Source organism: Acinetobacter sp. V2 (assembly GCF_001188385.1).
In the GTDB taxonomy this organism is placed as follows: domain Bacteria; phylum Pseudomonadota; class Gammaproteobacteria; order Pseudomonadales; family Moraxellaceae; genus Acinetobacter; species Acinetobacter oleivorans.
The window spans coordinates 77,431-84,992 of record NZ_JZFB01000008.1; the positions used below are offsets into that span (position 1 = coordinate 77,431).

Below are 7,562 nucleotides of genomic sequence, written 5' to 3' on the forward strand. Positions count from 1 at the left end.
AAAGATAAAAGAAAATGGCTCTTTTGGCAGCATAGTAATCAAGGTAAAATTGAAGGGATAATAAAGCCCGTAGACTTAAATGTTTATGAGGGTTCAGTCAAAGAATGGCACCAATTCTTACAGCAGCAAGGCATCGTGAAAGCACAATAATATGCGCAAAATCATTCATATCGATATGGATGCCTTTTATGCATCAGTCGAATTGCGAGAGCGTCCTGATCTAAAGCATCTCCCTGTGGTTATTTCTTCTCATCATCCGCGAGCTGTCATTGCTGCTGCATCTTATCCTGCCCGTGAATTTGGTCTGCGTTCAGCCATGTCGATGAGTCAGGCAAGGAAACTATGCCCTCAAGTCGTTATTATTGAACCAAATTTTGAAAAATACCGCACAGTCTCTGCTCAAATTCACTCTATTTTTCAGCAATATACTCTGCTTATTGAACCTTTATCGCTCGATGAAGCCTATTTGGATGTCACTGAAAACCTAAAACAGATTGCGAGTGCAACCGAGGTTGCGATGCATATTCGGGAAGATATTTTTAGGTTAACTGGACTGACTGCATCAGCAGGTGTAGCCCCCAATAAATTTTTGGCAAAAATTGCTTCGGACTGGAACAAGCCGAATGGTTTATGTGTAATCAAACCTTCGCAAGTCGCTAGTTTTATTCAAGACCTACCACTTAAAAAGATTCCTGGGGTCGGCAAAGTCACTCAGGAAAAATTACAGCAACTTCAATTACATACTTTAGGTGATTTACAGAAAATTGAAGAGGCTGTTTTAGTTCACCACTTTGGTAAATATGGACAACAACTCTACCTGTATGCACAAGGAATTGACCATAGACCTGTTCAGGCTGAAAGAGCGCGTCAACAAATTTCGAAAGAGACCACTTTCGATAGTGACTTTACGTTAGTTCAATGTCAGCCCTATTGGCAGGGGTTAGCCGAGAAAGTCTGGCATAGCTTAGAGAAAAAACAGCTCAATGCACGTGGTGTGAATATTAAGCTTAAACTCAAGAATTTTCAGACTTTACAACATAGTAAAAGCTTTAAAAGACCGATCCAGTCGCTACAGGACTTAATCCAAGTTTTATTTTTATTATTAAATGAAATGCAGATTCCTGAACATTTTCAGTTCCGCTTAATTGGTATAGGAGTTTATCAATTACAGACCCAAGCGGATGACTTCCAGCTTAACCTTTGGTAGTTGATTAATTTTTACTCAAAAGAGCAACTTTTAAACAAAATAAACTCCCTTTTATTAAAACTTTAGAGTAACCTAATCAACGCATATTCATTACCCATGTATTTGCAACATGCCAAAGCAACCTTTACTTTCGGCATATCGTCCTGTGATTGGCGTGACGACCAAATCCGAATATTACAGGGCTCTTCTGATACATGGCTTAGATATCCCTTCATCACAATAATCTACTGAAATTCCTTTCTACTTGCTTGCACCAACCCAGTAACTCTTCATAAAATCAAAACTATTAAATAAAGCCACTCTAGAGCATTTTTATGACGGTAAAGCGTTTACACGTGACTTCACGCTACTGCGAAGTTGCGATTTCAGGTAATTTGGTACATTTAGCTGGCCAACTCGCAGATGATACAAGCGTCGATGTTACAGCACAGACTCAACAAACTTTAGATAATATTGACCGTCTATTGGCAGAAGCTGGAACAGATAAAACCCATATTCTTTCTGTTATGATTTTTCTAAAAGATATCGACAAAGATTATGCAGCAATGAATGCAGTTTGGGATGCATGGATTAGTGAAGGACATCCACCAGCACGTACTTGTGTAGAATCCAAACTTTATGCGCCAGACGTGCTTGTAGAAATGACGGTTGTTGCAGTACTTCCATAATTTTTATAAATATAAAGTGACACTAAATTGAGCAATATCCCTAGTTATATTGCTCAATTTTTTAGTAGTTTTAACATTTTTAATGTCAGCATGTTATTAAGATCTTCTTTAATGAGTTCTCTAATCAATTGCTATAATCTATAATTTTTAAGACTTCACAAACGCATTTGACATTCGTTCTAGTTGCGGCGTTGCATGTAAAATTGCCATCTCTGTTTCTGGAGTCAATAAATCTCTTCTTAAATCGTGATAATCAGGCACCTCACTGTAATGTAGTACACGATAGCCAGCCAATTGTAATAGACGACGTTCATATTGTTGATGCGCACGGCGTAAACCATTTTCACCAAGAACTACAATGACAACAACCTGATAATTTTGATCAAGTACAACAAAATCAGCTGCCATATTTTGATATTTTCGACGTGTATGCGCATATTTTGTAGTTAATAATGCATCAAAGGATACATGTGCCAACACGGTAAATTTAGGTAAAACTGTTTGTAGTCTGGTTAATGTCATTTGCTCATGACTGGTTAATACTGCACGGCGCTTCAAGGCACTATCATGTTGATGCCTTCGTGAAAGACTTTTCACTGCCATTACAACAGCAAGAAATAATAATAAAATCGTAATTAAATAGTACATGGGTCCAATCCTTTAGGTTTTTTATAATGATTTTGCTAGATCACACTTTGTTTTAATTGATAACGACACAGCCGTTTTTTAAAAGGTTCACTTAGTAATTTCACTTGTAGTTATCAAGCTTGGCTTAAATTTAGCCACCCTCACATTATTTATAATCATAGAATCTACAACAATCAAGTGCAGCTCGTCAGATTTTTGCTATTTATCATTATTCGTTACGTTTTTTGTACTTTTAATCTTCAAAAATCTCACTATACGATTTAAATAGACACTTTAAAAACAAAACAGGCTCTATTTAAGAGCCTGTTTTATCACTATCCACGAACCTTGCTTTTAGGTTTACTTTTTCCACCAAATGGTCTTTTCTCACCGGTTTCACGAGGAGGCAAACCAGTGTGTTGGGTTAGAACCTGTCCTTTTTGTGGACGTTTTTGCCCTGCTCCTGAACGAGATTGCCCCTGACCACGTTTTGCTGAATCACCTGCTACAGAAGAGTTCTTCTTACGTGCCGACTTATATTCACCTTCAGCAGTGCCTTGTGGCTGATAGGTCGGGATCAAGTGCTGCTTTGAATTACCAATTAAATCTGCACGGCCCATTTCTTTTAAAGCTTCACGAAGCAATGGCCAGTTGTTTGGATCATGGTAGCGTAGGAATGCTTTATGCAGACGACGGCGTTTCTCACCTTTTACAATATCAACTTTTTCAGTATAGCGAGCGACTTTAGCAAGCGGGTTTTTGCCCGAATAATACATGGTTGTTGCAGTTGCCATTGGCGATGGATAGAACGTCTGTACTTGATCGGCACGGAAACCATTCTTTTTCAACCAAATTGCAAGGTGCATCATGTCATAATCTGAAGTACCCGGATGTGCAGCAATAAAGTAAGGAATTAAATATTGCTCTTTTCCTGCTTCTTTACTGAAACGATCAAACATTTGTTTGAAACGATCATACGTACCAATACCCGGCTTCATCATCTTAGATAAAGGACCATTTTCGGTATGTTCAGGAGCAATTTTTAAATAACCACCAACGTGGTGTTGTACCAGCTCTTTGACATATTCAGGGTTGAGTACAGCAAGGTCATAACGTAAACCTGAACCAATCAGAATCTTTTTCACACCTTTAATGGCACGTGCTTTACGGTAAAGCTGTACTAAAGGTGCATGATCGGTATGCAAGTTTTGACAAACGCCTGGATATACACAAGAAGGTTTACGACAGTTCTTCTCAATTTCTGGGTCTTTACAATGCAAACGGTACATGTTTGCTGTTGGGCCACCTAAGTCAGAAATAATACCTGTGAAATTTGGTGCTGTATCACGGATTTTTTCAATTTCACGTAAGATCGAATCTTCCGAACGGTTTTGAATAATACGACCTTCATGTTCTGTAATCGAACAGAATGTACAGCCACCAAAACAGCCACGCATAATGTTGACTGAGAATTTGATCATATCAAATGCAGGGAAACGAGCATCGCCATAACTAGGATGTGGCAAACGTGCATATGGAAGATCAAACACGTAGTCCATTTCCTCAGTAGTTAGAGGAATTGGTGGAGGATTGATCCAGACATCACGTTCACCATGGCGTTGAACCAAAGCACGGGCATTACCCGGATTAGTTTCAAGGTGCAAAATACGGTTTGCATGTGCGTAAAGCACGTGATCATTTGACACTTCTTCAAAAGAAGGTAAACGAATTACCGCTAACTCGCGTGGAGGTAATTTGTGTTTAATTGCTTTTGACGGTGCCGGCTTTAATTGAACGATTTGAGTGTCGTCATCTAGTTTGTCACCTTCACGCACAATCGGATTTGCAACAAACTCTTTCTGGAAATCTTGATACTGAGCTAATGAGTTACCTTTTTCTTTTTCAACCTCACAGCCATCAATATCTTCAGTCATGACATATGGGTTAATAATTGGATCAACACGTCCAATCGTATCTACATCATTACTCGCAACTTCAACAAACTTTGCTTTTGATGCTTTGTTATGTTTATTAATAATAAATGCTGTACCACGAACATCAGTAATCTCGTGGATTTTTTCACCTTTCGCCAAACGATGCATCACATCAATAATGGCACGCTCACCATTACCATACATGAGCAAATCGGCTTTTGAATCCATCAAAATCGAACGACGGACTTTATCTGACCAATAATCGTAGTGAGCAATACGACGTAAACTACCTTCAATACCACCTAATAACACTGGTACATCTGGGAAAGCTTCACGACAACGTTGACAATATACTGTTGCTGCACGGTCAGGACGTTTATTTGGTTCATTGTTTGGAGAATATGCATCATCAGAACGGATTTTACGATCTGCCGTATAACGGTTAATCATCGAATCCATATTACCTGCGGTTACACCCCAAGCAATTGTTGGCTTACCTAAAACGCGGAAGCTTTCAACATTAGTCCAGTCTGGCTGCGCAATAATTCCGACACGGAAACCTTGTGCTTCAAGTACACGCCCAATCACACCCGATACAAATGATGGGTGGTCAATATAAGCATCACCACAGACTAAAATAAAGTCACATGCATCCCAGCCGAGTTGGTCCATTTCTTCTCGTGACATCGGCAAAAATGGTGCGGGTTCAAAACACGACGCCCAATATTTGTCGTAATCAAACAGCGCTTTTGGCGCAGTCTGCATGGTGTAGGCAGTAGACATGGCTTGCGAATCTCGGCTAGCAGATGGAGGAGAGACATCTAAAGATGAAAGCCGATCATTTTAACATGAATTTCATTCATTTTCCCTGTTTATAAAACATGCGAAAACAACAATATAGAAATTAATTTGATTAAACTTTACTCAATATTTTATTCTTGGAATAAATACGGCGGAACAAAATCCGCCGCAGTTTTAATTTTTATTTATAGAGCTTAGAACAAAGCTTTTGGCAAACGAATCTGAATAATTTCATTATCATCAGCCAATTTTGCATTACGTCCTGTCGAACCTGGGAAGTTATTATCATTGAAAACGGTAAGCGTTGTACCATTTTCAATAATCACATCTTCAATAGTTTCAAATGGGAAAGCAAAAACCTGTCCCGTACCAATATCCCCTGTTCTAGCTGTGCCATACAACAAATTTGGGTTAGCAATTTTAATTAAATCGACTAAATCCTCACGGCTTACTAGCTGACCTGACTCATTTAATTTAATCCGGATTAATTTTTTATAGCCACCTAAATTATTCTGCGTTGCATCACGTTCAATAATGATCCCTTCCTTATCATTAAAGAGTTGGAAGTCACCAATATTGGTTGCCTTGCTGTCTAACTGAAACCAATAATATTTGCCTGTATACGCTTTTTTCTTCAGATCAAATTGAGAAATCAGCAGTTGTCTTTCCGTTTCCCGAATTGATTTAATTGGCTTTTCTATAAGCGGGTAAAGATACTGCCCATCTGGTGAAATTGCCATTCCTTCAAAACCACCACTTTGCTGAACTAGAGGCTCCACAAAATTAATTTGTGCTTTATTAAACTGATTTTGTGGTGAACGTAACTCTTGAGTCGGGTTTAACGGATTTGGCAGAGCAATCGGTGCATCTAATAACACGCCATCTGCTGAAAAATGAAGTAAATAAGGCCCAAACTCATCCCCAATCCAGTAAGTACCATCGCTAGTACGTTGCATTGACTCTGGATCAAAATCTGCACCCGTTAATAAACGCTCAGCTGTATCACCATTCACGATATCAAAAGGAATTAATTTGTTCGGATCACGCAGCTGGATAAAGCTTTGCACAGTTACTTGACCCGTGCCTTTAGCTTTAGTTTTGAAATCAGGCTTTAGTTTATAAATACGAAGTAAAAAATCTGCTGAATTATCTTGAGTCCCAAAACCATTATCAGCCATTGCCATATAGCTGCCATCTTCATTTTTTAATGCAGCAGAAAAGCCTTGTACAGGTTGACCCTTAAATGGAGGATAAATTCCATTTGCACCTTTCACATATGCCCCAGAGTCTGGGCCAGCCGCATAAGTTTCTACAGGTAATTTGGCAAAAGAAATTAAGGTCGGTTCAGTAACTTTTTCATTAGGTGAAGTTTGTTCTTGATCGTTATCATCATTACATGCCGTCAATCCTAAACTGGCACAGCATAATAATGCGACTAAAGTTTTTTTGCTCATAGTTTTATACAGTTGGTAAAAAATTAAGCAAATTTAATCAAGCTTATATGAAGTTTTTACTTCAAAAAGATGAAATCTTTATGGCGAAAATATGACAAACCTAACTGTTCAATACAGACACAAATTAAATGACTTCATCAAAAAGAATTAAAGTTTCGTTGGCTGATATTCTCCAGCAATTGCTGCTTTCAAAAAACTCTGGAAGGTTGAACATTCCATATGATTTTCAGCAGGACATACAGCAGCGTGTTGTAATCCTTGACTAATAAAATGTAATCGCTTTGCCATTTGTTCTAGTTGTTCAGCTTTATCTTTTAGTTTTTGCCGATCAAGCTTTGGTTTACCATCTTGTCCAAACATTGTTGCGATTTCATTTAAAGAAAAACCTGCGGCACGACATAAAGCAATGAGTGCCAGCTGATCAATCACGTGCTTACCATATTGCCGCCGTAAACCTTGCCGCCCTATTGATTTAATTAATCCTTTCTCTTCATAAAAACGTAGTGTAGCGGTTGTGACTTTTGCCCTTTTAGCGACTTCACCAATATCCATAAACATCCTCTTGACTTCAAGTGAACTTGAACTTGCACAATAAATTTATCACGTTTCATACGTATAAAAGCAAGGTGTAAAAATGAATACCTCCACATTATTCTTTCAGGCTTTATGTCTTGGTGTTGGTGCAACAGTCATTATGGATATATGGCTGTTAATACTAAAAATGTTTAAGATCCCGACCTTAAATTTTGCCTTTCTCGGACGCTGGGTAGGCTGGATGTTTCAAGGAAAACTCATCCATCAATCTATTGCAAAAAGCCCTCAAATTAAGGGTGAATATTTATTAGGTTGGATTGCTCACTATAGTGTCGGG

Annotated in this window: 7 protein-coding genes and 2 pseudogenes; 4 read left to right on the plus strand and 5 right to left on the minus strand. The window is 38.5% G+C overall.

The features are described from left to right. Both UC75_RS22290 and dinB read left to right on the plus strand, forming a co-directional pair. Positions 1-150: pseudogene (locus UC75_RS22290) on the plus strand (lysozyme); the annotation flags it as partial. A gap of 1 nt (position 151) precedes the next feature. Continuing rightward, the gene (dinB, locus tag UC75_RS17345; protein WP_049838295.1) at positions 152-1,207 is read left to right on the plus strand and encodes a DNA polymerase IV; all 1,056 of its coding nucleotides are present in this window, start codon (positions 152-154) and stop codon (positions 1,205-1,207) included. Between the two features lie 4 nt (positions 1,208-1,211). Here dinB and UC75_RS19090 read toward each other — a convergent pair. Continuing rightward, positions 1,212-1,328, minus strand: a pseudogene (locus tag UC75_RS19090) (hypothetical protein). A 193-nt stretch (positions 1,329-1,521) separates the two neighbouring features. Between UC75_RS19090 and UC75_RS17350 the strand changes: the two are divergent. Continuing rightward, positions 1,522-1,875, plus strand: coding sequence for a RidA family protein (locus tag UC75_RS17350; protein ID WP_004795237.1), 354 nt, complete (start codon positions 1,522-1,524; stop codon positions 1,873-1,875). A 147-nt stretch (positions 1,876-2,022) separates the two neighbouring features. Here the strand turns inward: UC75_RS17350 and UC75_RS17355 are convergent, their stop codons facing one another. The 4 genes from UC75_RS17355 to UC75_RS17370 all read right to left on the minus strand — a co-directional run bounded on the left by UC75_RS17355 (position 2,023) and on the right by UC75_RS17370 (position 7,243). Next, on the minus strand, positions 2,023-2,523 hold the full coding sequence (locus UC75_RS17355; protein ID WP_005301476.1) for a DUF2726 domain-containing protein: 501 nt from the start codon (positions 2,521-2,523) through the stop codon (positions 2,023-2,025). A 314-nt stretch (positions 2,524-2,837) separates the two neighbouring features. Beyond that, on the minus strand, positions 2,838-5,219 hold the full coding sequence (locus UC75_RS17360; RefSeq protein WP_049838296.1) for a YgiQ family radical SAM protein: 2,382 nt from the start codon (positions 5,217-5,219) through the stop codon (positions 2,838-2,840). A gap of 212 nt (positions 5,220-5,431) precedes the next feature. Beyond that, complete coding sequence (locus tag UC75_RS17365) at positions 5,432-6,691, minus strand: esterase-like activity of phytase family protein (RefSeq protein ID WP_049838297.1); 1,260 nt, start codon at positions 6,689-6,691, stop codon at positions 5,432-5,434. 147 nt (positions 6,692-6,838) lie between these two features. Beyond that, the gene (locus UC75_RS17370; RefSeq protein ID WP_049838298.1) at positions 6,839-7,243 is read right to left on the minus strand and encodes a helix-turn-helix domain-containing protein; all 405 of its coding nucleotides are present in this window, start codon (positions 7,241-7,243) and stop codon (positions 6,839-6,841) included. An 82-nt stretch (positions 7,244-7,325) separates the two neighbouring features. Here UC75_RS17370 and UC75_RS22295 point away from each other — a divergent pair. Further along, on the plus strand, positions 7,326-7,562 hold a 237-nt coding region (locus UC75_RS22295), incomplete at its 3' end, for a DUF2938 family protein (protein WP_228137476.1).

What these genes read in the sequence shown, in the direction of transcription:
- UC75_RS17360 (WP_049838296.1), bottom strand. Translation starts at nt 5,219, where the DNA reads ATGTCTACTGCCTACACCATGCAGACTGCGCCAAAAGCGCTGTTTGAT.
- UC75_RS17350 (WP_004795237.1), top strand. Translation starts at nt 1,522, where the DNA reads ATGACGGTAAAGCGTTTACACGTGACTTCACGCTACTGCGAAGTTGCG.
- UC75_RS17365 (WP_049838297.1), bottom strand. Translation starts at nt 6,691, where the DNA reads ATGAGCAAAAAAACTTTAGTCGCATTATTATGCTGTGCCAGTTTAGGA.
- UC75_RS17355 (WP_005301476.1), bottom strand. Translation starts at nt 2,523, where the DNA reads ATGTACTATTTAATTACGATTTTATTATTATTTCTTGCTGTTGTAATG.
- dinB (WP_049838295.1), top strand. Translation starts at nt 152, where the DNA reads ATGCGCAAAATCATTCATATCGATATGGATGCCTTTTATGCATCAGTC.
- UC75_RS17370 (WP_049838298.1), bottom strand. Translation starts at nt 7,243, where the DNA reads ATGGATATTGGTGAAGTCGCTAAAAGGGCAAAAGTCACAACCGCTACA.